This window comes from Mycobacterium sp. pUA109, from assembly GCF_041287095.1.
Taxonomy (GTDB): Bacteria; Actinomycetota; Actinomycetes; order Mycobacteriales; family Mycobacteriaceae; genus Mycobacterium.
This window is the reverse complement of the sequence record NZ_JBGGKS010000001.1, coordinates 327,359-350,108: the sequence shown is the minus strand read 5'-3', so window position 1 is coordinate 350,108 and position 22,750 is coordinate 327,359. Positions and strand designations below refer to the sequence as shown.

General features: G+C 71.2%; 25 protein-coding genes. 17 read left to right on the top strand and 8 right to left on the bottom strand.

Features of this window, described 5'->3' with window-relative positions; translation table 11 throughout:
• The first annotated feature begins 2 nt into the window (after positions 1 to 2).
• Genes ACAG26_RS01785 through ACAG26_RS01755 form a run of 7 tightly spaced genes read left to right on the top strand, consistent with a single transcriptional unit; the run spans position 3 to position 7,867 of the window.
• Positions 3 to 845 (top strand): MlaE family ABC transporter permease, encoded by an 843-nt coding sequence (locus tag ACAG26_RS01785; protein ID WP_370478837.1) that lies wholly within the window; start codon positions 3 to 5, stop codon positions 843 to 845.
• Positions 842 to 2,335, top strand: coding sequence for an MlaD family protein (locus ACAG26_RS01780; protein ID WP_370478834.1), 1,494 nt, complete (start codon positions 842 to 844; stop codon positions 2,333 to 2,335). The genes ACAG26_RS01785 and ACAG26_RS01780 overlap by 4 nt, the downstream gene beginning before the upstream one ends.
• The gene (locus ACAG26_RS01775; RefSeq protein WP_370478584.1) at positions 2,332 to 3,405 is read left to right on the top strand and encodes an MCE family protein; all 1,074 of its coding nucleotides are present in this window, start codon (positions 2,332 to 2,334) and stop codon (positions 3,403 to 3,405) included. The genes ACAG26_RS01780 and ACAG26_RS01775 overlap by 4 nt, the downstream gene beginning before the upstream one ends.
• On the top strand, positions 3,398 to 4,444 hold the full coding sequence (locus ACAG26_RS01770) for an MCE family protein (protein WP_370478582.1): 1,047 nt from the start codon (positions 3,398 to 3,400) through the stop codon (positions 4,442 to 4,444). The genes ACAG26_RS01775 and ACAG26_RS01770 overlap by 8 nt, the downstream gene beginning before the upstream one ends.
• Entirely contained in the window at positions 4,435 to 5,553 is a 1,119-nt protein-coding gene (locus ACAG26_RS01765) for an MCE family protein (RefSeq protein ID WP_370478832.1), read from the top strand. The genes ACAG26_RS01770 and ACAG26_RS01765 overlap by 10 nt, the downstream gene beginning before the upstream one ends.
• The gene (locus tag ACAG26_RS01760; RefSeq protein WP_370478579.1) at positions 5,553 to 6,662 is read left to right on the top strand and encodes an MlaD family protein; all 1,110 of its coding nucleotides are present in this window, start codon (positions 5,553 to 5,555) and stop codon (positions 6,660 to 6,662) included. The genes ACAG26_RS01765 and ACAG26_RS01760 overlap by 1 nt, the downstream gene beginning before the upstream one ends.
• The gene (locus tag ACAG26_RS01755) at positions 6,659 to 7,867 is read left to right on the top strand and encodes an MlaD family protein (RefSeq protein WP_370478576.1); all 1,209 of its coding nucleotides are present in this window, start codon (positions 6,659 to 6,661) and stop codon (positions 7,865 to 7,867) included. The genes ACAG26_RS01760 and ACAG26_RS01755 overlap by 4 nt, the downstream gene beginning before the upstream one ends.
• On the opposite strand, the gene ACAG26_RS01750 is transcribed toward ACAG26_RS01755, so the two are convergent.
• The 4 genes from ACAG26_RS01750 to ACAG26_RS01735 are packed head-to-tail and all read right to left on the bottom strand — an operon-like array spanning position 7,864 to position 11,715.
• Positions 7,864 to 8,724, bottom strand: a complete 861-nt coding sequence (locus ACAG26_RS01750; RefSeq protein ID WP_370478574.1) for an LLM class F420-dependent oxidoreductase — start codon at positions 8,722 to 8,724, stop codon at positions 7,864 to 7,866. The two genes, ACAG26_RS01755 and ACAG26_RS01750, sit on opposite strands and share 4 nt — an antisense overlap.
• Before the next feature lie 16 nt (positions 8,725 to 8,740).
• A complete protein-coding gene (locus tag ACAG26_RS01745; protein WP_370478571.1) occupies positions 8,741 to 9,592 on the bottom strand; it encodes an LLM class F420-dependent oxidoreductase in 852 nt (283 codons plus the stop codon).
• Between the two features lie 42 nt (positions 9,593 to 9,634).
• Positions 9,635 to 11,203: a flotillin family protein gene (locus ACAG26_RS01740; protein ID WP_370478569.1), complete on the bottom strand. Its 1,569-nt coding sequence runs from the start codon at positions 11,201 to 11,203 to the stop codon at positions 9,635 to 9,637.
• A gap of 17 nt (positions 11,204 to 11,220) precedes the next feature.
• Positions 11,221 to 11,715, bottom strand: a complete 495-nt coding sequence (locus ACAG26_RS01735; RefSeq protein ID WP_370478567.1) for a hypothetical protein — start codon at positions 11,713 to 11,715, stop codon at positions 11,221 to 11,223.
• 272 nt (positions 11,716 to 11,987) lie between these two features.
• Between ACAG26_RS01735 and infA the strand changes: the two genes are divergently transcribed.
• The 8 genes from infA (at position 11,988) to truA (ending at position 16,528) form a co-directional block, all read left to right on the top strand.
• A complete protein-coding gene (infA, locus tag ACAG26_RS01730) occupies positions 11,988 to 12,209 on the top strand; it encodes a translation initiation factor IF-1 (RefSeq protein WP_003418601.1) in 222 nt (73 codons plus the stop codon).
• Between the two features lie 52 nt (positions 12,210 to 12,261).
• On the top strand, positions 12,262 to 12,375 hold the full coding sequence (gene rpmJ / locus ACAG26_RS01725) for a 50S ribosomal protein L36 (RefSeq protein ID WP_003879483.1): 114 nt from the start codon (positions 12,262 to 12,264) through the stop codon (positions 12,373 to 12,375).
• Between the two features lie 166 nt (positions 12,376 to 12,541).
• Positions 12,542 to 12,916 carry a 30S ribosomal protein S13 gene (gene rpsM / locus ACAG26_RS01720; RefSeq protein WP_071028454.1) on the top strand — a complete coding sequence of 125 codons (375 nt, stop codon included), beginning with the start codon at positions 12,542 to 12,544 and terminating at the stop codon, positions 12,914 to 12,916.
• A gap of 3 nt (positions 12,917 to 12,919) precedes the next feature.
• Positions 12,920 to 13,342 carry a 30S ribosomal protein S11 gene (gene rpsK, locus ACAG26_RS01715; protein ID WP_071028453.1) on the top strand — a complete coding sequence of 141 codons (423 nt, stop codon included), beginning with the start codon at positions 12,920 to 12,922 and terminating at the stop codon, positions 13,340 to 13,342.
• A gap of 15 nt (positions 13,343 to 13,357) precedes the next feature.
• Positions 13,358 to 13,963, top strand: a complete 606-nt coding sequence (gene rpsD, locus ACAG26_RS01710; protein ID WP_071028452.1) for a 30S ribosomal protein S4 — start codon at positions 13,358 to 13,360, stop codon at positions 13,961 to 13,963.
• Between the two features lie 47 nt (positions 13,964 to 14,010).
• Positions 14,011 to 15,078 (top strand): DNA-directed RNA polymerase subunit alpha, encoded by a 1,068-nt coding sequence (locus ACAG26_RS01705; RefSeq protein ID WP_370478562.1) that lies wholly within the window; start codon positions 14,011 to 14,013, stop codon positions 15,076 to 15,078.
• 60 nt (positions 15,079 to 15,138) lie between these two features.
• A complete protein-coding gene (gene rplQ / locus ACAG26_RS01700) occupies positions 15,139 to 15,678 on the top strand; it encodes a 50S ribosomal protein L17 (RefSeq protein WP_370478560.1) in 540 nt (179 codons plus the stop codon).
• Complete coding sequence (truA, locus tag ACAG26_RS01695) at positions 15,665 to 16,528, top strand: tRNA pseudouridine(38-40) synthase TruA (protein WP_370478829.1); 864 nt, start codon at positions 15,665 to 15,667, stop codon at positions 16,526 to 16,528. Before rplQ ends, truA begins: the two co-directional genes overlap by 14 nt.
• Before the next feature lie 99 nt (positions 16,529 to 16,627).
• Here truA and ACAG26_RS01690 read toward each other — a convergent pair whose 3' ends face one another.
• Positions 16,628 to 17,287 (bottom strand): cutinase family protein, encoded by a 660-nt coding sequence (locus ACAG26_RS01690; RefSeq protein WP_370478826.1) that lies wholly within the window; start codon positions 17,285 to 17,287, stop codon positions 16,628 to 16,630.
• A 58-nt stretch (positions 17,288 to 17,345) separates the two neighbouring features.
• Entirely contained in the window at positions 17,346 to 18,038 is a 693-nt protein-coding gene (locus tag ACAG26_RS01685) for a cutinase family protein (RefSeq protein ID WP_370478824.1), read from the bottom strand.
• Positions 18,039 to 18,220: 182 nt separating this feature from the next.
• Between ACAG26_RS01685 and ACAG26_RS01680 the strand changes: the two genes are divergently transcribed.
• Together ACAG26_RS01680 and eccB are read left to right on the top strand one after the other, a co-directional pair.
• Positions 18,221 to 18,730, top strand: a complete 510-nt coding sequence (locus ACAG26_RS01680; protein WP_370478558.1) for a hypothetical protein — start codon at positions 18,221 to 18,223, stop codon at positions 18,728 to 18,730.
• Positions 18,731 to 18,870: 140 nt separating this feature from the next.
• A complete protein-coding gene (gene eccB / locus ACAG26_RS01675) occupies positions 18,871 to 20,010 on the top strand; it encodes a type VII secretion protein EccB (protein ID WP_370478556.1) in 1,140 nt (379 codons plus the stop codon).
• Here the strand turns inward: eccB and mycP are convergent.
• Positions 19,972 to 21,309, bottom strand: a complete 1,338-nt coding sequence (gene mycP, locus ACAG26_RS01670; RefSeq protein ID WP_370478554.1) for a type VII secretion-associated serine protease mycosin — start codon at positions 21,307 to 21,309, stop codon at positions 19,972 to 19,974. The genes eccB and mycP overlap by 39 nt on opposite strands.
• On the bottom strand, positions 21,306 to 22,706 hold the full coding sequence (gene eccD, locus ACAG26_RS01665; protein ID WP_370478552.1) for a type VII secretion integral membrane protein EccD: 1,401 nt from the start codon (positions 22,704 to 22,706) through the stop codon (positions 21,306 to 21,308). Before eccD ends, mycP begins: the two co-directional genes overlap by 4 nt.
• Positions 22,707 to 22,750: the final 44 nt, after the last annotated feature.

Here is a 22,750-nt window from a genome sequence, read left to right as displayed (position 1 = left end):
CGTTGGCGCTGGCGAATGTTCGCCGGGTAGCGGCGCGTCCGGCCGCACTCGGCGGGCCGGTCGCGCGGTTCGGGCACCTGGTCGCCTTTTTCGGCCACGCCTTGCTTGCGACGCCGGTCGCGCTGCGCCGCTATCGCCGCGAGTTTTTCCGGCTGCTGTCCGACATCGCCTGGGGCAACGGGTCGATCGTGGTCGGCGGCGGTACCGCCGGGGTGGTGTTGGTGCTGGGCACCACCACCGGTGCCCTGGTCGCGATCGAGGGATACAACTTTTTGAACCTGCTGGGGCTGGGGCCGGCCACCGGCGTCATCTCCTCGCTGGTGAGCACCCGTGAACTCGCCCCGATCATGGCCGCGCTGGCGTTTGCGATCCAGGCCGGCTGCCGGTTCACCACCCAGCTCGGTTCGATGCGGATCGCCGAGGAGATCGACGCGTTGAACTCCCTTGCGATCCGGTCGATTCCGTATCTGGTCAGCACCCGGCTGCTGGCTTCGGTGGTGGCCATCGTCCCGCTGTACGCGGCCTGCCTGACCATCAGCTACCTGTCGTGTCAGGTGATGGTGCGGGTGGTCAGCGGCGGCTCGCTGGGCCCCTACCTGCACTACTTCACCCTGTTGGTCAGCGGCACCGACATCGCCTACTCGATCGTCAAGGCGGTCGTGTTCGTGTGGATCGCGTCGACGGTGCAGTGCTACTACGGTTTCTGCGCGGACGGGGGCCCCGAGGGCGTCGGCATTGCCGCCGGGCACGCGATGCGCGCCAGCGTCACCGTGGTGATCATCGTCAACATGCTGCTCACGATGGCGTTATGGAGCGTGGGCTCCGGGGCCAGGTTCGGCGGATGATGAAATACCTTGACCTGGACGGCAACCACTTCACCCGGTCGCAGCTGGTGGCCCGCGGGGCGGTCGCGCTGATCGTGATCGCGGCCGCGACCGCCGCGCTGCTGGCCAAGTCGACGGGGCTGCTCAACCGGTATGTCCGGGTGGTCGCCGAACTGCACAACGTCGGCGACGGCCTGCCGGCCCGCTCCGACGTGAAATACCGCGGCGTGCTGGTCGGCGCCGTCGAGCACGTCACGCCCGGCTCGGGGGCGCAGCCCAACCAGGTGCACCTGCGGCTCGCCGCCGAGCACGCGGCCGGCATCCCGGCGAACGTCACCGCCCGGGTGGTGCCCAGCAACGTCTTCGCGGTGTCCGCGCTGCAACTCGTCGAGCACGCGCCGGGCGCACCGATCCGGGACGGTGCCCGCATCGGTGAGGACGCGGCGCTGCCGACGGTGTTGTTCCAGACCACGGTCAGCAAGTTGCGCGACGTCCTGGCGGCGGTCGGTCGCGGTCGCGACGACCACACCGTGGGCCTGCTGGCCGCGGTGGGCGCGGCCACCGACCACCGCCGCGGCCAGCTGTTGACCAGCGCCGCCCAGCTCAACCGGCTCCTCGACCAACTCAACGCGGTGGTCGCCACCGACCAAGGGCCGTCGACGGTCTCGGCGTTGGTGGACGCGGCGCGGGGCCTGTCGCAGACCGCCCCGGACCTGCTGGACGCGCTGCACCAGGCCGTGGCGCCGATGCGCACCCTGGCCGAGCAGCGACAGCAGCTGCACACCTTCGTTGCCGGCGGTGTGCGCACCGCCGGCACCACCGCCGACGCGTTGACCAACCACACCGATCAGCTCATCGCGATCACCACCGACCTGACGCCGGTGTTCGGTGTACTGGCCGACAACGCCCGGCATTTCGTCCCGATCACCCGGCGGATCACCCGGTTCTCGGACGCCTTCTTCGCCGAGGTTTGGGATCCGGATTTGGCCACCCCGCACGCGCGGTTGAACCTGTCGTTCACCCCGTCCTACACCTACACGCGGGCCGACTGCCCGCGCTATGCGGGGCTGCCGGGGCCAAGCTGCTTCACCGCGCCGCAGATCGCCGTGCGACCCGACCTTCCCGAGGTGCTGCTGCCGCAGAACTACCAGCCGCCCGCCGACCTCGCCCCGCCGCCGGGCAGCGTCGTCGGCGACGACGGAAACCTCGTCGCGGTCGGGCCCCCGCTGGTCAACCCCGACCCCAACCTCAACGACCCCAACCCGCCGATTCCGCCCGGACTGAGCCCGGCGCCCCCGGTGCCCGGCACCGCCGATCCGGGCGACATCCCGGCGGCCCCGGCCTCCTTCGGGGGCAATGTCGGCCCGGTCGGCAGCGCCCGGGAACGCGACCAGCTGGGCTGGATCACCGGAGCACCCGCGTCGGTCGCCACCCAGCTGATGCTCGGCCCGATCGCCCGCGGAACCGTGGTCACCCGGACCCCGCAGCTCCCCCAGCAGGGTGCGCGATGACCGGTTTCCGCACCCGGCGACGCCGCGGCCCGTGGCTGGGCCTGACCCTGTTCCTGGTGGTCACCACCGCGCTGACCTGGCTGGTCTATGGCACGCTGCGACGCGACGTCAAGGGCCCCACCGTGCCGTACGCCGCCGTGTTCACCGACGTCTTCGGGTTGCGGGACGGCGACGATGTCCGGATCGCCGGGGTGCGGGTCGGGCGGGTGCAACGCATCGAACTGGACGGGACGCTGGCGCGGGTGTCGTTCGTCGTCGCCGGCGACCAGCGGCTGCCGGCGGACACCGTCGCATCGGTCACCTACCAGAACATCGTCGGCCAGCGGTATCTCGCGCTGGCAGCGGGACATTCGGGGCGGTCCGGTCCGCTGGCCGCGGGCAGCGTCATCCCCGTCGAACACACCGAACCGTCCTTCGACATCGGCGCCCTGCTCAACGGCTACGAACCGCTGTTCGCCGTGCTGGATCCCGATCAGGTCAACAACCTGACCGCCGCGGTGATCGGCTCGTTGCAGGGCGACACCGCGTCGCTGACCACGCTGGTCACTCAAACCTCAACGCTGACAAAGACCTTCACCGGCCGCGACAATGCCCTGGACAGCGTGATCGCCAGCCTGGACCAGGTGGTGGGGGCCCTGGCCGAACAGAACGACGACTTCGCCGACACCATCGCCCAAACCCGGCGGGTGGTCAGCGCCTTCGACGGCCGCCGCCCGGCGTTGGTGTCCTCGGCGGGCAAGATGACGAAGGTGCTCCGGCGGCTCGCCGAGATCGCCGCGGACGTGGACCCGCCGGTCCGCGAGATGCTCGCCCGCGAGCCCGGTTACACCCGGCGCATGCTGGACACCGAACCGCAGGCCGCCTACACCGGCCGCAACACCCCGCTGCTGCTGAAGGGCCTGGCTCGGATCTTCGGGGACGGCGCCTACATGAACGTCTACGGCTGCGACGCCAACATCTACGGATTCTTCCCCGGACTCAACGACATCGTCCCGATCATCGTCGACGCCGCCACCCCGGGCGGGAAGGCGACGCATACGCCGCGCTGCCGGAACACCGCCGATGGCTGACCGGCTGCCCCGCAGCGGCTTTCGTCGCCGACCGCTGGACTCCTACCCCAAGGCGTGGCTCGGCTTTGCCGCGGTGGCCATCGCGGCCGCCGTGGTCGCGACGCTGCTGGTCGTCAAGCACGCGGGAATCGGATACCGCCGCTACACCGCCGAATTCGTGCAGGCCGCGGCGCTGCGTCCGGGCAACGTCGTCGCCGTCGCCGGGGTGCCGGTGGGAACGGTGCTGTCGGTGCAGCTTTCCGGCGACCACGCCGCCGCCCGGCTGCAGGTCCGCAACGGCGTGGCGGTGGGCCAGGACACCCGCGCCGCGATCAAGGTCACGACGCTGCTGGGTTCCCGATATGTCGACTTGCGTCCGGCCGGCGGCGGCGCACCCGCACACCGAACCATCGACCGCGCCCACACCGAGGTCCCCTACGATCTGCAGGCCGCGCTGGCCGACTCGACGCGAACCTTCGAACAGGTCGACGCCGACCGCATCGCCTCCTCCCTGCGGGTGCTGCACACCCAGCTCGACGGGCTGCCCGCCGTGGTTCCGCAGGCGATGGACAACGTGCGGGCGCTGTCGTCGGTGATCGCGGCGCGGCGCGACCAGCTGGGGACGCTGCTCACCAGCACCGACAACGTCACCAGCATGCTGCGCCGACAGCAATCCGACCTCGGCCTGCTGGTCCGCCAAGGGCAAGACCTGGTCGGGGAATTCGTGGCCCGCTCGGCGGCGTTCCACGCGCTGATGCGGGCCCTGCACGATATCGTCGGCACGCTGAACGGCATCGTGGTGGCCCACCGCGGCGACCTCGACCACGTCATCGCCACCCTGGCCGAGCTCAGCGACAAACTCGCCGGCCAGGACGCGCTGTTTCGCAACCTGCTGCAGATCGCGCCGGTCCCCATCCGGGAGATCGCCAACGCCACCGGGTTCGGCAACGCGATCGAGACCAACGCCCCGGCCGGCGCCCTGCTGGACTCCTGGATGTGCGCCATCAGCGGACGTGCCCGCCAGTTCGGGATGATCGAGTACTTCAAGGACTGCCAGTGACGCAAACACGTCGGCTGTGGGCGCTGGTCGCGGTGCTGGCCGTGGCCGCGGTGGCGGCCGGTGCGGCCTGGAGTCGGTGGCCGTCGCGGCACGCAACCATCACCGTGACAGCGCAATTCGACAGCGCCGCGGGACTCTATGTCGGCAACGCGGTGGCCGTGGTCGGCATCCCGGTGGGCCAAGTCACCAAGGTGACGGCCAAAGCGGGCTACGCCGAGGTGGAGTTCACCGTGGACCAGAATGTGCCGGTGCCCGCCGACGTGCAGGCGGTGACCCTGTCGACCTCCATCCTCACCGACCGGCAGATCGAGCTGTCACCGCCCTACCGGGGCGGCCCGGTGCTGCGCAGCCACGACACCATCGGCCTGCCCCGGACCAAGACCCCGGTCGAATTCGACCGGGTGCTGGGCATGCTCGACAAACTAGCCACGTCGTTACGCGGCGACGGCCGGGGCGGCGGGCCGGTCGCCGGCCTGCTCGGCGCCGGCGAGGACGTGGTGGCCGGCAACGGCGAGACGATCAAAGCGGCACTCGACGAGCTGTCGAAAGCGCTGCGGCTCAGCGCCGACGGCGGGGCCACCACCCGCGCCCAGCTGACCGCGATCGTCCACAACGTCGGCTCGCTGCTGGACGCCGCCGCCCGCAACGACGCCACGCTGCGCCGATTCGGGTCCACCGTGCGCGAACTCAGCCAGATCCTGGCCGACGAAGACTTCGGCTCCGGTGACACCGGCGCGCAACTCAACGACGTGATCGAGCAGACCGGCGCGATCCTGGAGGCCAACCGCGACGCCGTTCGCCGCGGTATCACCAACGGCGACACCAGCGTTCAAGCCGTCGTCGACCACCAACGCGACGTCGCCGAGTTCTTCGACACGCTGCCGCTGATGGTCGACAACCTGTACAACACCATCGACCAGGGCAACGGCGCGCTGCGGGCGCATTTCCTGGCCGACAAGATGGTGTTCGACGGGCAGATGGCCAAGGAGATCTGCAACCTGATGCGGTTGCGGCAACTGGGCTGCAGCACCGGAACCCTGCAGGACTACGGCCCCGACTTCGGGCTGACCTACATCCTCGACGGTCTGACGGCCATGGGGCAGAAGTGATGGCCGCGCGGGGGCGCACGGTGGGTGCGCTGGCGGCGACCGTGATGATCGTCGCCGGATGCGCCACGACCGGGCTGGCCGACCTGCCGCTGCCGGCGCCCGCGGTCGGCACGGCCGGCTATCGGTTGACGGTGGTGTTCAGCAACGCGCTCAACCTGCCCGACCACGCCAAGGTGAAGCTCGCCGGCGCCGACATCGGGCAGGTCGAGCAGATGGTGGCCCGCGACTTCACCGCGGTGACCACGCTGCGCATCTCCCGCGACGTGCGGCTGCCGGTCGGCAGCACCGCCGAGCTGCGGTCCGCGACACCGCTGGGCGACGTGTTCGTGTCGATCGTCCCGCCGGCGGCCGCCGACGCCGCGCCGCTGCGCGACGGCGACACCCTCGGACTGGGCGCGACGACGGCGGCCGCCACGGTGGAATCCGTGCTCAGCTCGGCGGCGATCCTGATCAACGGCGGGGCGGTGCGCAACCTGACCAACATCGTCAACGGGGTGGGCCGGGCCGCCGGCGACGACGGTCGGGCCTTCGGCGAGATGCTCGGCAAAGCCAATCAGCTGCTCGGCGTGCTCAACGAGCGCTCCGCGCAGATCGAGGCCGCCCTGACCCAGACCGCCACCCTGGCCGACCAGCTGGATCACCACCACCACGAGCTCACCGAGGTGCTGGCCGCCGCCGGCCCGGCCACCGCCACCCTGGCCGACAACACCGACCAGATCGCGGAGCTGGTGCGGCTGCTCGGCGACACCGCCGGTCAGCTCGGCAAGTTTCCGTCCATCGCGGGCACCGACCGCAGCGGCCGCAGCATCATCGCCGACGCCAACACCATCGCCGCATCCTGGAACGACGTCGCGCTCGACCCCGAATCCAACCTGGCCGCGCTGAACCGGTTGTACGCGCCGTTCATCAAGATCACCGCCGGATCGGCGATCTCCGGCAGCGTGGGGATCGACCGGCTGGTGCTGGGAGCGATTCCCGACGCCGGCTTCGCCGGAGATCCCGGACTGCACGGCCCCAAACGCTACGACTGGAACAAGCTCGTCGGGTCGATCAAATACACGCTGTGGCGGCTGCAGGAACGGGTCGTCGGAAAGGGCCCGCAGCAGTGAGGAACCCGGGCGCGCGGACCTGGGCATCGGGGCTCGCGCTGATCCTCACCCTGACCGTGTCGATCGGCTACCTGCTGGTCGGGGTGCTGCACATCAGGCCGCTGACCTCGACCTACCGGGTCACCGTCCGACTGTCCGAATCCGGGGGACTGTTACCCGGCCAGGACGTGACCCTGCACGGGGTGCGGATCGGCCGGGTCGAGTCGGTCACGTTCACCGCGCACGGGCTGGACGCCGCGGTCAACATCGATGCCGGCGTGCGCATCCCGGCATCCAGCACGGTCCGGGTCTCCGCGCTGTCCCCGGCCGGCGAGCAGTACCTGGACTTCGCGGGCTCCGACACCGGCCCGTTTCTGTCCGGCGGTGACGTGATCACCCGCGACCGGTCCAGCACGCCGGTGACCCCGGCGCAACTGCTGGCGCACGCCGACGGGCTACTGGCCCAACTGGATCCGGCCAAACTCGAGCGCATCCGGACGGAGCTGAGCGTCAGCGCCGCCGGTCCGGGTAAGCTCGCCGCACTCGTCGACGGCGGTGTATTCCTGCTCGCCACCCTGGATTCGGTGCTGCCCGAGACCGTCGGCATCATCAAAGACAGCCGGATCGTGCTGTCGGCCGCGGTCGACGTCAACGCCGGAATCGCCGCCACCACCCAAAACATCCGGCACACCCTGACCGGTGTCGCGGCGATGGACGGCGGGTATCGGCGGTTGGTCGCGACGTCGCCGCGGGTGCTGTCGGCCACCGACAAGCTGTTCACCGACAACTCCGACACCATGGTGCAGCTGCTGGCGAACCTGGCCACCAACGCACAGCTGTCCTATGTGCGGGTGCCGGCGCTGCAGGCGCTGTTCCCGGACTACCGTGGCTCGGCGCTGGAGGCATTCATCAGCACCATGCACGACCACGGGCTGTGGGTGACCGCCGACCTGTACCCCCGGTACGCCTGCGACTACGGCGTGCCGCGCCGCCCACCGTCGGCGGCCGACTATCCCGAACCGTTTCTGCACACCTACTGCCGCGACGACGATCCCGCCGTCCTGGTCCGCGGCGCCAAGAACGCCCCGCGCCCCGCCGGGGACGACACCGCCGGCCCGGCGCCGGGCGCCGACCTCGGCGCCACCGCCGACCCGACACCGCCGGGCCGCTACACCATCCCGACCCCCTACGGCGGGCCGCCGCTGCCCATCGAGCCGCCGCGCTAACCGCCGGCGGGCCCCAGCCCCAGCGGCGCGGCCAAGTCGGTCAGCGCGGGCAGCAGCTGGTCCCAGCCGCCCAGCACCTGAATCGCCACATGGTCGGCGCCGGCGTCGAGGTGTTCGGCCAGGCGTGCGGCGACGGCGTCGGCGGTGCCGTGCGCGACCACGCCGTCGATGAGCCGGTCGCTGCCGGGCTCGCGGACATCATTGTCGGTGAACCCCAACCGCTTCCAGTTGTTCACGTAGTTGGACAGGCCGAGGTAGAAGCCGACCGCCTTGCGCCCCACCGCGCGGGCCTCGGCGGTGTCGGTGGTCAGCACCACCTTGTGCTCGGGCGCCAAAAGCACGGTGTTGCCGACCAGTTCGCGGGCCTGCGCAGTGTGCTGCGGGGTGGTCAGGTACGGGTGCGCCCCGGCGCTGCGCTGCGCCGACAGCTGCAACACCTTGGCGCCCAACGCCGCCAGGACGCGGCGGCTGGTCGGCACCCCGGCGGCGTCCAGCTCATCGAGGTAGTCGACCAACGCCTGATACGGCGTGCGGTACTGCTGGGTGTGTTCGGGGTGCCCGACGCCGACCCCCAGCAAAAACCGGCCCGGATACGCCTGTTCGATGCGGTGGTAGGACTCGGCGACCGGCGCCGCCGGCGCCGACCAGATGTTGACGATGCCGGTGGCCACCTGCAGGGCCGAGGTCGCCTCCAGGAGCGGTTCCACGAACGCCAGGTCGGCGGCGGGGGAGCCGCCCACCCAGACCGTGCCGTAGCCCAGCCGCTCGATCTCGACCGCCTGCTCGGGCCGAACCGGCCCCATCGTCCACACGCCGTAGGAGCCCAGGTCGGGCTTGAGCGACATCGAGTCCGTCATGGTCCTCCGTAGGTAGCTACGCCGGGGTCAGTCCTAACGGGCCGGCCAGTTCGGCCAGCGCCGGAACCAGTTTGTCAGGCCCGGTGAGCACCTGGACAGGGACATGGTCGGCGCCGGCGTCGAGGTGCGCCTTGAGCCGGGCCGCGATCTGCTCCGGGGTGCCGTAGGCGACCACGGCGTCGACCAGGCGGTCGCTGCCCGGCGCGGCGAGGTCGTCGTCGGTGAAACCCAGCCGCCGCCAGTTGTTCAGGTAGTTGGCCAGGTTGAGGTAGATGCCCAGCGCCTTGCGTCCCACCGCGCGGGCCTGCTCGGCGTCGGTGGTCAGCACCACCTTGTGTTCGGGCGCCAAAAACGCCGCCCGGCCGAGCAGCTCACGGGCGTGCGCGGTGTGCTCCGGGGTGGTCAGGTACGGGTGGGCGCCCGCGCTGCGGCGCGCCGACAACCCCAGCACCTTGGGGCCCAGCGCGGCCAGCACCCGACGCTCGGCGGGCACCCCGTCCTCGTCGAGGCGGTCCAGGTAGTCCACCAGCGCGTCATACGGTTTGCGGTATTCGGCGACGGCCTCCCGGTGCCCGACGCCGATGCCGAGCAGGAACCGGCCCGGATAGGCCCGATCGATGCGGTGAAACGACTCGGCGACGGCCGGGGCGGGTGCCGACCAGATGTTGACGATGCCGGTGGCCACCTGCAGTGTGCTGGTCGCCGCCAGAATCGGCTCCACCCAGTCCAGCTCGGCCGGCGGTGAGCCGCCGACCCAGACCGCTCCGTAGCCCAGCGCCTCAATGTCCTTGGCCTGCTCGGGGGTGACGCCGCGGCCGAACGAGCCGAACCGACCGAGATTGGGTTTGTGCGCAACCGTGTCTGTCATGGTCGCTCCAACCATCCGGGCGTGCTCGGCTATTCCGGGCGGTCAGTTTTCCGGCGGGCCGTCCCCGTCGACGGGCACCACCGCATGCGCATTGGTGACCGGCTGCTCGGAATTCGGCGTCCGGTTCAGCATCGCGGCCACGTCGATCCCGGAGGCCTTCAGCGTCTCAAGCACCTTGGCCAGGCTCAGCGGGCTGATGCCGAGCAGGCCGCCCAGCGCGTCCCGGGTGTCGTTGGCGCCGCCGATGATCGACAACCGCTCGATGTCCGACAGCGGGGACGCCGCCGCCTGGGTGGCCTCGACCACCGACGACAGCACGTCGGGCAGCATCAGCATCCGGGCCGCTTCGGCGCTGTAGCTGTTCAGCGCGTCGGCGATCTGCTTCTTACCGGCCGCTTCGGCGACCAGCTTGGCCTTGATGCCGTCGGCCTCGGCCTGCTGTTCGACCCGCAGCGCGTCGGCGAGCTCCTTCTTGCCGGCCGCTTCGGCGACCAGCTTGGCCTGCAGGGAATCGGCCTCGGCCTGGCGTTCGACGCGCAGCGCGTCGGCCGCGGACTTGCGGGCGTCGGCGTCGGCCTGCCCGGCCCGCCGCGCCGCCTCGGCCTGCGCCTCGGCGGTCAGGATCGCGGACTGGCGCTGACCTTCGGCGCGGGCGATATCGGCTTGGCGTTGCGCCTCGGCCGGCGCGATCACGTCGGCCTGCAGCGCGGCCTGGGCCTGCTCGGCGCGGCGCTGCTCCACCTCGATGCGGGCCTGCACCCGGGCGGCCTCGGCCTGCTCGATCGCGATGCCGACGTCCTTTTCGGCGCGGGCGTGCGCCAGCGGCCCGGCCTGGTCGGCCTGGGCGTTCTCGGCCTCGGTCTGCGCACGCAGCCGGGCCAGTTCGACATCGCGTTTCTGGTTGGCGGTGGCGATCGCGGTGTCGGCCTGGGCCTGCGCGACCGAGCCCTCCTGGCGGGCCTTGGCCGACTGGATCTGCGCGTCGCGTTCGGCCTCGGCGGTACCCACCGCGGCGTCGCGCTTGACCTCGGCGATGCGGCGCTGTCCCAGCGATTCCAGGTAGCCGTTGAAATCGGAGATCCCGGCGATCTTGAGCACGTCGACTTCCATGCCGATGCGGGCCAGGTCGGCGCCGGCCTCCTCGACCACGCTGCGGGCCAGGCTGTCCCGGTTCGAGTTGAGGTCCTCCACCGTCATCGTCGCGGTGATCCCGCGCAGGCTGCCGGCCAGGATGTCGTTGATCTGGTGTTGCAGGTCGTCGAGGTCGGAGGTCAAGAAGCGCTGCACCGCGGTTTGCACCGCCTCGTCGGCCGACCCGATCCGGACCAGGCCGACGGCCTCCACGTTGACCGGCACCCCGTTGTTGGACAGCGCGTTTTGCAGCTTGATGCTGACGTTGAACGGTTCCAGCGACATCACGTCGACCCGCTCGATGCCCGGCACCCGGAACCGGGCCCCGCCGCGCACCACCTTGGGCTGGCCGCGGCCGGTGAAGACCGCCACCTCGTTGGGCGGCACCTTGATGTAGTTCTTCACGTAGATGACCGGCAGGCCGACCAGCAGCAACAGTGCGGCGACGGCCGCAACGACGACGATCAAGACGAGCGACATGGCGGGAGCCTTTCTCCTTAGTGCTCGGGTACCGCGACGACGTGCACGTAGTCGGGGTCCACATCGGCGATGTAGACGCGGGTGGATTTGGCCAAGGCGGCCGGTTCGGTGGTGATGGCGCGGGACCGCACCCGGTTACCGTCGCCGTCGACGAAGGCGACCTCGCCCCACCCGTCGACGGGAACGTCGAGGGTGACGGTGCCCAGCAGGCCGATGTACGACGACCGTCCCCGCTGCGAGTTGGATTGCTGTTTGCGCAGGTAGGGCAGCACCAGGCCCTGCAGGGTCGCCACCAGCAGCACCGCGCTGACCAGCGCCACGGCGCCGGCGGCGGCGGCATCCAGCCCGGCCCAGGTGCTGACCAGCCCGCCGGTGCCGGCGCCCAGCAACGCCGCCGACACGCTGGTGAGGCTCAGAAACGGCATCCCGTCGTGACCGAAGTCGGTCAGCAGCAGCGCCGACAGCACCGCAACCGCGCCGACGACAAACGCCGCCAGGTACACAGCCGACACCGGACTCCTCTCTGCTCAGCCCGTGCCCCCGGTCCTGTTCGGGCTGGTAGAGCTATCCTCGCATCCCGCGGGGAGGGTCAGGTGCGGAATTTTGGCGCAGGGCGGCGCGGCGGGTATCGTGGAGCACCGGTGCGGCATCCGCGCCGGCTCTTTGCGTGCCCTGTTCTGGAATTCGAGGAATTTCCTGCCACCGGCTCACGTTTTGCAGTCGGAGCGAATTCTGCGCCGAACCGGGCGCAACGTACAGGACAGAAGAGGATCGCCGGAAAGTTATGGCCAAAAAAGACGGCGCCATCGAGGTCGAAGGCCGCGTGGTCGAGCCACTGCCCAATGCGATGTTTCGCATTGAGCTGGAGAACGGCCACAAGGTGCTCGCGCACATCAGCGGCAAGATGCGCCAGCACTACATCCGGATCCTGCCCGAGGACCGGGTGGTGGTGGAGTTGTCGCCCTACGACCTCTCCCGGGGCCGCATCGTGTACCGGTACAAGTAGCGAACCCGCCAACACCAACGTCAACCAGCGATAACGAAGGACCACTACAGCCGTGAAGGTGAACCCGAGCGTCAAGCCGATCTGCGACAAGTGCAGGGTGATCCGCCGGCATGGGCGGGTCATGGTGATCTGCTCCGATCCTCGGCACAAGCAGCGGCAGGGCTGATCAGGGCCAGCCGCCGCCCCACCACAACTGAATGCAGACCTCCCAGTACCAGTGAGCGGATAGGCCGCCCACACACGCCCGGACCGGAGGCCGGGCCCCGGAGCGGTTGGCCGGGACGGACTGGGACCAGATCCTCCGTGACGAAGACGAAAGAGGGCATGCCCCCATGGCTCGACTTGTGGGCGTCGATCTCCCGCGCGATAAGCGCATGGAGATCGCGCTGACCTACATCTACGGCGTCGGCCGGACCCGCTCGCGGGAGATCCTGGCCGCCACCGGTATCGACAAGGACCTGCGCAGCAAGGACCTCACCGACGATCAGCTCACGCACCTGCGTGACTACATCGAAGCCAACCTCAAGGTGGAGGGTGACCTGCGTCGCGAGGTGCAGGCCGACATCCGCCGCAAGATCGAGATCGGCTGCTACCAGGGCCTGCGGCACCGCCGCGGCCTGCCGGTGCGTGGCCAGCGGACCAAGACCAATGCGCGCACCCGCAAGGGCCCCAAGCGCACCATCGCCGGCAAGAAGAAGGCCAGGTAACCCATGCCACCGAAGAAGGCAGCTGCCACCGCCAAGAAGGGGCAGAAGACCCTGAAGACGCGGCGGCGGGAAAAGAAGAACATCCCGCACGGTGCCGCGCACATCAAGAGCACCTTCAACAACACGATCGTGACGATCACCGACCCGTCGGGCAACGTCATCGCCTGGGCGTCGTCGGGCCACGTCGGCTTCAAGGGATCGCGCAAGTCGACCCCGTTCGCCGCGCAGCTGGCCGCCGAGAACGCCGCCCGCAAGGCGCAGGAGCACGGCGTGAAGAAGGTCGACGTGTTCGTGAAGGGTCCCGGCTCGGGCCGGGAGACCGCCATCCGGTCGCTGCAGGCCGCCGGTCTGGAGGTCGGCGCGATTTCCGACGTCACGCCGCAGCCGCACAACGGCTGCCGTCCGCCCAAGCGGCGCCGGGTCTAGGAGGTACAGGAGAAGATGGCTCGTTACACCGGACCCGCCACCCGCAAGTCGCGCCGGCTGGGCGTCGACCTGGTCGGCGGTGACCAAGCATTCGAGAAGCGTCCCTACCCGCCGGGCCAGCACGGCCGCGCGCGGATCAAGGAAAGCGAATACCGGCTGCAGCTGCAGGAGAAGCAGAAGGCCCGCTTCACCTACGGTGTGCTGGAAAAGCAGTTCCGCCGCTACTACGCCGAGGCGGTGCGCCGCGGCGGCAAGACCGGCGAGGAGCTGCTGCGCATCCTGGAAAGCCGGCTGGACAACGTGATCTACCGGGCCGGGCTGGCCCGGACCCGGCGGATGGCGCGCCAGCTGGTCAGCCACGGCCACTTCACCGTCAACGGCGTCAAGGTGGACATCCCCAGCTACCAGGTGTCGCAGTACGACATCATCGACGTGCGGGACAAGTCGCTGAACACGCTGCCGTTCCAGATCGCCCGCGAGACCGCCGGCGACCGGCCCATCCCGGGCTGGCTGCAGGTGGTGGGGGAGCGGCAACGCATCCTGGTCCACCAGCTGCCGGAGCGGGCGCAGATCGACGTCCCGCTCACCGAGCAGCTGATCGTCGAGTTCTACTCGAAGTAGTACCCCTGCACCAGACCGGTGCAGGACCGACCGGCATCAAATAGCGGGTGCCGAGAAGGAGATGGAAAAGAATGCTGATTTCTCAGCGACCCACCCTGTCCGAAGAGGTCATCGCCGACAACCGGTCCCAGTTCGTCATCGAACCGTTGGAGCCCGGCTTCGGCTACACCCTCGGTAACTCGTTGCGGCGCACGCTGCTGTCGTCGATTCCCGGCGCGGCGGTCACCAGCATCCGCATCGACGGCGTGCTGCACGAGTTCACCACCGTGCCCGGCGTCAAGGAAGACGTCACCGACATCATCTTGAACCTCAAGGCGCTGGTGGTGTCCTCCGAGGAGGACGAGCCGGTCACCATGTACCTGCGCAAGCAGGGTCCGGGTGCGGTCACCGCGGGCGACATCGTGCCGCCGGCCGGGGTCACCGTGCACAACCCCGACATGCACATCGCCACCCTCAACGACAAGGGCAAGCTGGAGGTCGAGCTCGTCGTGGAGCGCGGCCGCGGCTACGTGCCCGCCGTGCAGAACAAGGCGTCGGGCGCCGAAATCGGCCGCATCCCGGTGGATTCCATCTACTCGCCGGTGCTCAAGGTCACCTACAAGGTGGAGGCCACCCGCGTCGAGCAGCGCACCGACTTCGACAAGCTGATCTTGGACGTGGAGACCAAGAACTCGATCAGCCCGCGCGATGCGCTGGCGTCGGCCGGCAAGACCCTGGTCGAATTGTTCGGCCTGGCCCGCGAACTCAACGTCGAGGCGGAGGGCATCGAGATCGGGCCTTCGCCGGCCGAGGCCGACCACATCGCCTCGTTCGCGCTGCCCATCGACGACCTGGACCTGACCGTGCGCTCCTACAACTGCCTCAAGCGGGAGGGTGTGCACACCGTCGGCGAGCTGGTGGCCCGGACCGAGTCCGACCTGCTCGACATCCGCAACTTCGGCCAGAAGTCCATCGACGAGGTGAAGATCAAGCTGCACCAGCTGGGTCTTTCGCTCAAGGACAGCCCGGCCAGCTTCGACCCGTCGCAGGTCGCCGGCTACGACGCCGCCACCGGCACCTGGTCGGCCGACGGTGGCTACGATGACCAGGACTACGCCGAAACCGAACAGCTGTAACGCAATTCCGTCCCGGCCCTACCTGATACGGGGGCCGGCCCCATTTAGGAGAAGCCAGCAATGCCCAAGCCCACCAAGGGCCCTCGCCTCGGCGGGTCGTCCTCGCACCAGAAAGCGATCCTGGCGAACCTGGCCACGTCGCTGTTCGAGCATGGCCGGATCAAGACCACCGAGGCCAAGGCCCGGGCGTTGCGGCCGTACGCGGAGAAGCTGATCACCCACGCCAAGAAGGGCGCGCTGCACAACCGGCGTGAGGTGCTCAAGAAGATCCGCGACAAGGACGTCGTGCACGCGCTGTTCGCCGAGATCGGCCCGCACTTCGCCGACCGCAACGGCGGCTACACCCGCATCATCAAGGTCGAGGCGCGCCGGGGCGACAACGCCCCGATGGCCGTCATCGAACTGGTGCGGGAGAAGACGGTGACCTCTGAGGCCGACCGGGCGCGGCGGGTCGCGGCGTCGCAGCCGGCGGCGGAGAAGGCACCCGAACCGGCCGCCGAGGCCCCGGTGGAGGAGCCCGCCGAGGCCGTTGAGGCCGAGGCCGTCGAGGCGCCGGCCGAGGCGACCGCGGACACCGACGGGGACGCTGACAAGTCCTGATCTCGTGACCGACGGGGCTGTTCGGCTGCGGCTGGATATCGCCTACGACGGCACCGAGTTCGCCGGCTGGGCGGTGCAGGCCGGCCAGCGCACGGTGGCCGGCGTGCTCGACGAGGCGCTGTCCACGGTGTTCCGCACCCCGGTGCGGCTGTTCGCCGCGGGACGCACCGACACCGGCGTGCACGCCACCGGTCAGGTCGCCCACGTCGACATCCCGTCGGCCGCGGTGACCCATGCCTATCCGCGCACCCCGCGCAGCGGTGACCCCGAATTCCTGCCGCTGGTGCGCCGGTTGGGGCGGCTGCTGCCCGCCGACGTCCGGGTGCGCCAGATCGCCCGCGCCGCCGCCGGGTTCGACGCCCGGTTCTCGGCGCTGCGCCGCCACTACGTCTACCGGTTATCGACGGCGCCCTACGGGGTGGACCCGCAGCAGGCCCGCTACGTCACGGTGTGGCCGCGGGCCCTGGACGTCGACGCGATGAACGCGGCGTCACGAAACCTGCTGGGGCTGCACGATTTCGCCGCGTTCTGCCGACACCGCGCCGGCGCCACCACGATTCGTGACCTGCAGCGCCTCCAGTGGACCCACGACGGCGACCAGGTCACCGCGTATGTCACCGCCGACGCGTTCTGCTGGTCGATGGTGCGCTCCCTGGTGGGGGCGCTGCTGGCGGTCGGCGCCGGTCGCCGCAGCCCGGACTGGTGCGCCGCGCTGCTGGCGGCCACCCACCGGTCCAGCGACTTCGCGGCCGCCCCGGCGCACGGCCTGACCCTGGTGGGTGTCGACTACCCGCCCGATGGCGAGTTGGCGGCGCGCACCGTGATCACCCGCGACCTGCGCCGCCGGTGAGATGGCGCGGCACCCCGCGCCGCCGTCGAAATTGCGTTCAGGGCTGCGGATCCGGCCGCATCCACGACCCCGGCCGCAATCTCACCGCCGCGTCGCTTGTCAGACCAGGCCGGCGACGAACGCGGCGGCCTGATTGGTCAGCACGGGGGTGTAGGCGCTGTGCGCGCTGAAGTTCTGCCCGTCCGAGCAGACCGGGTCGCCGTCGGAGCACAGGTCGATGGTCCGGCCGCCGTACACCGGGCTGTTGGTCAGCGGTTGCCCAAACCGGTTCGACGGGTTCCCGAAGACCGCCACCGCGGCAACGTGATCGGCGGCCTCGGGGGGCAGCGGCGCGCTGAACCCGAGGCCGGGCACCGGCGCTGCGGCGACCACGTCGATCACCGCCGCACCCTGGGAGTAGCCGCCGAGCACCAGCCGCGTGTCCGGGCAGTTGTTGGCCATGTCCTGGATGTGGGCGCTGGCGTCGTTCGCACCATCCGCGGCGGCCCGAAAGTCGTAGCTGGCCGGATAGTTCACCCCGTAGGCGCCGACGGATCGGCCGCCGACCTGGGACCGCAGCGCCCCGATGAAGGCGTTGCCGACCCGTCCGACCCCGGGTGAGTCGTTGGTGCCGCGGGCGAACACCACCTCGATGTCGGGGCAGGCCGCCGCCGCGCGGGGCAGCATCGACGCGGGCATCACCGCCGGTGCGATCACCACCGCGGCCAGGGCCACGGCGCCCGCTAACACAACGCTGCGGCTGAAGGACCGCCCAAACATCCGGTGTCTTGTCACGCTCTGATATTAGCGGATCAAAATATTAGGGGATGCAACTAGTTTAGTTGATGTGTTCTTCGGGCGGTTGGATATGCGGTTGGCCGGTCCGGATCCTGCCGGCCACGAAGGTGGCGGCCTGATCGGTCAGCGCCGGGATGTAGCCGTCGGTGTGCGATTCCCACTGGTTGCCCGGGCCCTCGTGGCAGATCGGATCGCTGGCGTTGCACATGTCGATGGCCTTGGAACCCAGCAGCGCGCTTTGGCTGGCCAGCGAGCCGCCGCCGCGGTCGGCGGCATTGCCGAACGTCGCGACCGCCGCGATGTTGTCGGCGTATTCGGGCGGCAGCGGGCTGCCCCAGGTCACGCCGACCACCGGGACACCGGCGACGATGTCGATCACCGAGGCGCCCTGCGAGTAGCCGCCCAACACCAGTTTGGTGTCCGGGCACTTGCCGGCCATGTCCTTGACGTGCCGAATCACGTCGTTAGCGCCGTCGCCGCCGCCCAACTGCAGGCGGCCGGCGGGATAGTTCACCGCGTACACCCCGATGTTCTCGCCGGGGAGTTGTGCCCGCAGCGACCCGACCAGGGCGTCACCGACCCGCCCGACGCCGGGCGGCTCGCTGGTGCCGCGGGCGAAGATCACTTCGGCGTCCGGGCAGTCGTCGGCGGCCGCCGACGGAACCGTGCTCGGGGCGACGAGCAGGGTGCCGGCACTGAGCAGGGTCAGCGCGCCGAGGCCGGTCCAACGCACACTGCGGGACCGCCGCCGGGCGCGGCGGCCGGGCTTCGCGGAAACGATCTGGTCGATGTGCACAGCCAGATATTACCGGGGGCCCGGCGCGGTCGCAGAATGCGGTATCTGCCTGGTCGGCGCGTTGCTAGGCTGGGTGGGTTGTGTGTTCCGGTGCTCGTCACCGCCAGGGAGGGTTGGGGTTGAACGGGTCTTTGCGCAGATTTGCTGGCGTCGCGGCGGGCGTGGCCGGTGCGGTGGCGGTGGCCAGCGTGGTGACGTCGTGCGCGGTCGCCGGCACCCCCGCCGCGGCCCAAACCACCGAGCCAGCGCCACCGGCCCCGGCGACGCTGCTGCCGATGGAAGCCCCGCCACCGCCGCCGCCGGCGCCCCGGCCGGTGCAGCCACCGGCACCGGCGTCGAACACCGGAGCCGACGACGCGGCGATCCGTCAGGTCGTGGTGGCGTCGACGGGCGCCTACAACGCGGAGGACTGGGACGGTTTCATGGCCCAGATCTGCTCGGCCAGGGCGGGCAATTTCAACCTCGACATGATCAAGAATCAGCGGGCCGAGCGGGGACCCATGCAGGTGACGGTCACCGCGGTGACCGTCACCGGTGACACCGCCACCGCGACCACGGTGATGACCCAACGGGTCACCGTCAACGCGCCGTATCACATGGTCCGGGAGAACGGCTGGAAAATCTGTTGATGATGGCGCCGCCGGTGAACGTGCGGGGGCGCACGCTGCACTTTCCGTTCCGGCGCGGCGCCAACGGCCGGAAACTCTGCAGCAACTGACCTGTGGATCGACGCCGGGCCCGGTGCTGGCGGCCGGCCTACGGTTAGGCGGTGACGAGCCGACCCGCCACCCGGCTGCAGGTCAGCGGCTACCGCTTCGCGTCGCGCCGGATCGAGCAGGCGCTGCGGGGCGGTGAGGTGGCGACCGCGGAGCCGCCCGCCCGGGTCCGGTCATTGGCCACCGGGTGTCTGCTGGCGGCACTGATGGTGTTCGGTGGCGCCGCACTGGCCTTCGTCCGGCCACACCCGGGACTGGACGGTGCGCCCATTGTGATGGCTGCCGAATCCGGCGCGCTGTACGTCCGGGTGGACGACACGCTGCATCCGGTGCTGAACCTGGCCTCGGCGCGGTTGATCGCGGCCACCGCCGCCAGTCCGCGCAGGGTGCGCCAATCCGACATCGACCACGCCAAACGCGGTCCGCTGCTGGGTATTCCGGGCGCGCCCCCGGCGCTGGCGCCGCCGCTGTCGGACACCGAATCGGGCTGGACGGTGTGTGACGCCGGCTCGCCGCCGACCACCACGGTGATCGCCGGACCGGTCCGGCCGTTGCAGCCGCTGGCCGCCGAGCGTCGCCTGCTGGTCACGACGGGTCCCGGCGGTGCGGGCCGGACCTACCTGCTCTACGGCGGGCGGCGCGCGGCGGTGAGCCTCACCGACCCGGCGGTGACGCGGGCGCTGCGCTGGGACGGACAGCCGCCGCCGACGGTGTCCGCGCTGTTGCTCAACGCCGTCCCCGAGGCGCCGCCGATCACCGCGCCGCGGGTAACCGGGGCGGCCACGCTGCCCGAGTTCCCGGTCGGCGGCGCCACCACGCTGTGCGTGACCTGGGCGCAGCCGCCCTCGGGCGGCCCCGAAACCACGGTGTCCGCCGGTGCGGCGCTGCCGCTGCCGCCCGGCGCGGCGCCGGTGGCGCTGGCCCAGGCCGACGGAGCGGGCCCGGCCCTGGACGCGGTGTATCTGCCGCCGGGGAACACCGCCTACGTGCGCGCCAGCGGGGTGCGCTACCTCATCGCCGGCACCGGCGTCCGGTTCGCCATCCCCGACGACGCCACCGCACGCAGCCTGGGCCTGACGGCGCCGCCGACCCCGGCGCCGTGGCCGATGCTGGTGGGACTGCCGCAGGGGCCCGAGCTGAGTCGCCAACACGCGTTAGTCGCCCGCGACGTCGTGCCGAGCGACCCGGCGTAGCCGGCTGGTGACCAGCGCCACCACCAGCACGGTCAGGCAGACCGCCGCGCCGATGACCGCGGTGTCGTGCGGGCGGCGGTCGGTCGCGGCGGGCGCCGGCGCCGGGGTCACCGGCACCGGGACCGCGGCCGACCGGGGCGGCGCGGCCGCGGTCGGTGCCTCGGCGCTCAGCGCCGCCTGCGCATCGACGACGCCGGTGCCGACCACGGGATTCCAGCCGCCGGGCGGCTGGTGGGCGGTGGCTTCGATCCGCGCCATCACCTGCCGCGCGGTCAGGGCGGGGAAGCGGGCCCGGATCAACGCCGCCAGCCCGCTCACCACCGGGGCGGCGTAGCTCGTGCCGGTAATCGGCCCCCGATCGGCGTGGCCGCCGACCGCGTTGACCATCGCGTCGCCGACCGGGCTCAGCGACAGCACCGCCTCGCCCGGGGCGGCCACGTCCACCCACGGTCCGGCCAGGGTGAACGAGGAGGGCGCACCCTCGCCGGTCACCGAGCCGACCGTCAGCACGTAATCGTCGTACCAGGCGGGGCTCACCGCCACGGCGGCGCCGTCGGAACCCGGCGCGGTCCGCTGCCCCGGACATTGCCCCGGCCCGCCGGTGTTGCCGGCCGCGGCGACCACGACCGCGTCCTTCACGTCGACCGCGTAGGCCAATGCGGCGCCCAGCGCACGGTCGTCGAGCCCCGCTTCGGCGGACACGCACGCCACCGACGAAATGTTGATCACCGTGGCACCCAGATCGGCCGCGGTGCGCACCGCCAGCGCCAGCGTGTTGACGTCGCCGACCCCCGGGCGCCCCGGGTCGGCGAGCGGCCCGAACTTGGTGCTGGACTGACGGATACTGAGCAGGGTCGCCTCCGGGGCCACCCCGGCGAAGGTGTCACCGGAATCCGGTGCGGCGGCGATGATCCCGGCCACCACGGTGCCGTGCCCGTCGCAGTCCTGGGTGCCGTCGCCGGTGAACACGTAATCGCCGCCGGCCACCAGGTGGGTCAACCGACGATGCCGCGCCACCCCGGTATCGATAACGGCGACCCGCTGCCCGGCCCCGCGGGACAGTTGCCACAGCTGCGGCAGGCCGAGGCCGTCGAGCTGGCCGGGCTGCTCACCGCGCTGCGGGTCGAAGGCCGGCACCGTGCACACCTCGCGCTGCACGGTGGGCTGCGGCGGTGCGGGCGGCGCCGGCGCGGGCAGCCAGGTGTCGTCGATCGGTGGTGGCGACACCGCGTAGCCGGGCGTCGCCAGGCACGGCGCCAGCCCGAGCAGCACCGCGGCGGGGGCCCACCAGCGGGTCACAGCAGGGCCATGCTGCGCGCGGCACCGAACAGCCCGCACACCCAGCAGGTGAGCGGGACCAGCGCGGCTAGCGTCAGATACTCCGCCCGTTCCCCGACCCGGTGCAGCACCGGCGACCACGACGGCGCCGGAACGCAGCAAATGCACAGCGCGGCGGCGACGAGTCCAGCTGCGGCAACGCAACTCCCGTGCGGTACCGCCGCCGCTGCCGCGACGGCCGCGGCGCCGACCGCGGCGGTGCCCGCCGCCAGCAAGGCCACCACCTGACGTCGGTCGGTGTGCGTGCGCGCCCGCAGCACCAGCGCCGCGCCGATCACCGCCGCGAACAGCAGCCCGGCGGTGCGCGGCGGGCCGGTGCCGTGCACCCCGACCACGGCCCCGATCGCCCCGAGCGCGGCCGCCACCGACAGTGCGACGACCAGGCTGGTCAGGGTGCCGTGGGCGCGAATCGTCTGGGCGGTCAGCTGATTCGTCGGCGGCGCGGTGTCCAGTCGCGGCGCGAGCCCGGCGGCCGCGACCGACACCCAGCCGGCGGCCTGCAGCAACCCCACCGCCACCGCGGCGGTGACCGCACCGATCACCTGCAGCGGCACCCGGACGGCCACCGCGGCCAACATCGCGACGGCGACGAGCACCGCCAGCCCCGACACCGCCGTCACCGCGACCGAGCCGCAGCCCGCCAGGCAGCCCACCAACGCCGACACCGCCGCCGCGGCCATCGCGGCCAGCAGCGCATTGGGCGGCCCCGGACCGCCGGGCACCGCCAGAAACCCGGCGACGGCGGCGAACCCGCTCGCCCACAGGCTCAACGCGGCCCCGGTCAGGGGATCGCGTCGGGCCCGGTACGCGATCACCGCGGCCATTACCGCGACGCCCGCGGCGCCGGCGGCGACACCGGTTGCCGCCGCGAGGTTTCGGCCGCCCGACGGCACGATCCCCGCGGTCACCAGCAGCGCCGCTCCCGCAGCGGCGAGCCAGCTGGCGACCACGGCGCGGCAGAGCCGCCCGGTCCGCGGGGTCCAGGGATGCGTCACCGTGTGCACGGCCGCCCCGACCGCCTCGGCGGCGTCGTCGTACCGCGGGGCCGGTGGCGCGTCCGCCGGACGCGTCACCACCAACACCGCTCCGTCGAGGATACCGTGCTGGGCAAGGGTTTTCGATGCATCCAGGGCGCCGACCGCGGGCCGGGTCAGCTGGTAGGGTGCCGCGGTCGGGTGGTCGCGGCGGTAACCGCGGGCCGCCACGATGTCGACAATCGCGGGCAGCAGGGTGGCGATCGACAGCTGGGCCGGCACGGCCAGGTCGACGTGGACGGCGTCGGCGTGCACCGAAATGCGACGCAGGCTCGAGTTGGCGGGCACCAGCGTGTTCTCCTTCGCGATGCGGATTTTCGGCACGCTAGTCCGTTCGAGCCCGCCGCGTGTGCGCCGATCCACAGCTG

Excerpts from the sequence above, each read along its gene's own strand:
- rplQ (WP_370478560.1), top strand. The coding sequence starts at position 15,139 with ATGCCCAAGCCCACCAAGGGCCCTCGCCTCGGCGGGTCGTCCTCGCAC.
- ACAG26_RS01750 (WP_370478574.1), bottom strand. The coding sequence starts at position 8,724 with ATGACGGACTCGATGTCGCTCAAGCCCGACCTGGGCTCCTACGGCGTG.
- ACAG26_RS01740 (WP_370478569.1), bottom strand. The coding sequence starts at position 11,203 with ATGTCGCTCGTCTTGATCGTCGTCGTTGCGGCCGTCGCCGCACTGTTG.
- ACAG26_RS01780 (WP_370478834.1), top strand. The coding sequence starts at position 842 with ATGATGAAATACCTTGACCTGGACGGCAACCACTTCACCCGGTCGCAG.
- ACAG26_RS01775 (WP_370478584.1), top strand. The coding sequence starts at position 2,332 with ATGACCGGTTTCCGCACCCGGCGACGCCGCGGCCCGTGGCTGGGCCTG.
- ACAG26_RS01760 (WP_370478579.1), top strand. The coding sequence starts at position 5,553 with ATGGCCGCGCGGGGGCGCACGGTGGGTGCGCTGGCGGCGACCGTGATG.
- infA (WP_003418601.1), top strand. The coding sequence starts at position 11,988 with ATGGCCAAAAAAGACGGCGCCATCGAGGTCGAAGGCCGCGTGGTCGAG.
- ACAG26_RS01745 (WP_370478571.1), bottom strand. The coding sequence starts at position 9,592 with ATGACAGACACGGTTGCGCACAAACCCAATCTCGGTCGGTTCGGCTCG.
- ACAG26_RS01770 (WP_370478582.1), top strand. The coding sequence starts at position 3,398 with ATGGCTGACCGGCTGCCCCGCAGCGGCTTTCGTCGCCGACCGCTGGAC.
- rpsK (WP_071028453.1), top strand. The coding sequence starts at position 12,920 with ATGCCACCGAAGAAGGCAGCTGCCACCGCCAAGAAGGGGCAGAAGACC.
- ACAG26_RS01690 (WP_370478826.1), bottom strand. The coding sequence starts at position 17,287 with ATGTTTGGGCGGTCCTTCAGCCGCAGCGTTGTGTTAGCGGGCGCCGTG.
- rpsM (WP_071028454.1), top strand. The coding sequence starts at position 12,542 with ATGGCTCGACTTGTGGGCGTCGATCTCCCGCGCGATAAGCGCATGGAG.
- rpsD (WP_071028452.1), top strand. The coding sequence starts at position 13,358 with ATGGCTCGTTACACCGGACCCGCCACCCGCAAGTCGCGCCGGCTGGGC.